General features: G+C 54.2%; 1 tRNA gene and 2 rRNA genes (1 of these 3 cut by a window edge). All 3 read left to right on the top strand.

Annotated elements, in window-relative coordinates:
* Positions 1 to 2,006: ribosomal RNA gene (locus ACR0JI_RS21635) — 23S ribosomal RNA — on the top strand; it begins 824 nt to the left of the window's first position.
* Between the two features lie 182 nt (positions 2,007 to 2,188).
* Positions 2,189 to 2,303 (top strand): 5S ribosomal RNA (gene rrf / locus ACR0JI_RS21630).
* 120 nt (positions 2,304 to 2,423) lie between these two features.
* A tRNA-Met gene (locus tag ACR0JI_RS21625) sits at positions 2,424 to 2,500 on the top strand.

Here is a 2,500-nt window from a genome sequence, read left to right as displayed (position 1 = left end):
TAGCTGGTTCTCTGCGAAATCTATTTAGGTAGAGCGTCATCCGAATACCCCGGGGGGTAGAGCACTGGATGGGTAATGGGGCCCCACAGGCTTACTGATCCTAACCAAACTCCGAATACCCGGGAGTACTAGATGGCAGACACACTGCGGATGCTAACGTCCGTAGTGGAGAGGGAAACAACCCTGACCTACAGCTAAGGCCCCCAATTCATGGCTAAGTGGGAAAGCAGGTGGGACGACCAAAACAACCAGGAGGTTGGCTTAGAAGCAGCCATCCTTTAAAGATAGCGTAACAGCTCACTGGTCTAAATAAGTTGTCCTGCGGCGAAGATGTAACGGGGCTCAAGCCATGAGCCGAAGCTTAGGATGCCGTAAGGCATGGTAGCAGAGCGTAGTGTGACATAAGACTTATCCTCTTTAGTGTCTTTCGGGGCACCTTGGAGGATCGAGTCTTTTCGATGAAGCCGGCCTGTGAGGGATCCGGTGGAGAGATCACTAGTGAGAATGATGACATGAGTAGCGACAAAGAGTGTGAGAGACACTCTCGCCGAAAGTCCAAGGGTTCCTGCTTAAAGCTAATCTGAGCAGGGTAAGCCGGCCCCTAAGCCGAGGCCGAAAGGCGTAGGCGATGGGAACTAGGTTAATATTCCTAGGCCAGGAGGATGTGACGGATCACAGGTGTAGTTCAATCTTATCGGATTGATTGGGCTGCTGAGTGGTTCCTGGAAATAGCCCTCCATCAGACCGTACCCTAAACCGACACAGGTGGACTGGTAGAGCATACCAAGGCGCTTGAGAGAACGATGTTGAAGGAACTCGGCAAAATACCTCCGTAAGTTCGCGAGAAGGAGGCCCGGTTCCTAGGCAACTAGGGGCTGGGGGCACAAACCAGGGGGTGGCGACTGTTTATTAAAAACACAGGGCTCTGCGAAGTCGCAAGACGACGTATAGGGTCTGACGCCTGCCCGGTGCCTGAAGGTTAAAAGGAGAGGTGAGAGCCTTGAATTGAAGCCCAGGTAAACGGCGGCCGTAACTATAACGGTCCTAAGGTAGCGAAATTCCTTGTCGGGTAAGTTCCGACCTGCACGAATGGCGTAACGACTTCCCCGCTGTCTCCAACATCGACTCAGCGAAATTGAATTGCCTGTCAAGATGCAGGCTTCCCGCGGTTAGACGGAAAGACCCCGTGCACCTTTACTACAGCTTCGCACTGGCATCAGGATTGTGATGTGCAGGATAGGTGGTAGGCTTTGAAGCAGGAACGCAAGTCCCTGTGGAGCCTCCCTTGAGATACCACCCTTCGCACTCTTGATGTCTAACCGCGGTCCGTTATCCGGATCCGGGACCCTGCGTGGCGGGTAGTTTGACTGGGGCGGTCGCCTCCTAAAGCGTAACGGAGGCGCGCGAAGGTTGGCTCAGAGCGGTCGGAAATCGCTCGTTGAGTGCAATGGCAGAAGCCAGCCTGACTGCAAGACTGACAAGTCGAGCAGAGTCGAAAGACGGCCATAGTGATCCGGTGGTCCCGAGTGGAAGGGCCATCGCTCAACGGATAAAAGGTACGCCGGGGATAACAGGCTGATACTGCCCAAGAGTCCATATCGACGGCAGTGTTTGGCACCTCGATGTCGGCTCATCTCATCCTGGGGCTGGAGCAGGTCCCAAGGGTACGGCTGTTCGCCGTTTAAAGAGGTACGTGAGCTGGGTTTAGAACGTCGTGAGACAGTTCGGTCCCTATCTGCCGTGGGTGTAGGAGACTTGAGAGGAGTTGCCCCTAGTACGAGAGGACCGGGGTGAACGATCCACTGGTGGACCAGTTGTCGTGCCAACGGCAGTGCTGGGTAGCTATGATCGGACAGGATAACCGCTGAAGGCATCTAAGCGGGAAGCCCCCCTCAAAACAAGGTCTCCCTGAGGGCCGTGGAAGACCACCACGTCAATAGGCCGGAGATGTAAGCGCAGTAATGCGTTCAGTTGACCGGTACTAATCGCCCGATAGGCTTGATTTGATCCAGTAATGGAAAGACAAATCAAAGACATACACACCTTGAGTTGGATAGCTGTGTCGCGCCAAGCGACACTGTTGATTGACATAACAACCGTGCAGGAACGCGCATCCGCTTCGCGAATACGCTGCCTCCTGCGCGTCGCCTTTTTGCAAAGCAAAAAGAGCGACGGGGATTTTCCTCGGTTTGGTGGTCATAGCGCAAGTGAAACACCCGGTCCCATCCCGAACCCGGAAGTTAAGCACTGCCGCGCCAATGGTACTTGGGCTTAAGCCCCGGGAGAGTAGGTCACCGCCAAACCTAGTAAAATCCCCAATCTCTCAACACGATGATAAGAACACTACCCGGTCTCAAGCAGCCGAATAGGCGGTAGACCAAAAAAGACCTCAAGTAGCGTAAGCGGTAGGTCATCAAAAGTGTCGCGGGATGGAGCAGCCCGGTAGCTCGTCAGGCTCATAACCTGAAGGTCGTAGGTTCAAATCCTACTCCCGCAACCA

The organism is Ruegeria sp. N10 (assembly GCF_056531545.1).
This window is presented reverse-complemented; position numbering and strand designations above follow the sequence as displayed.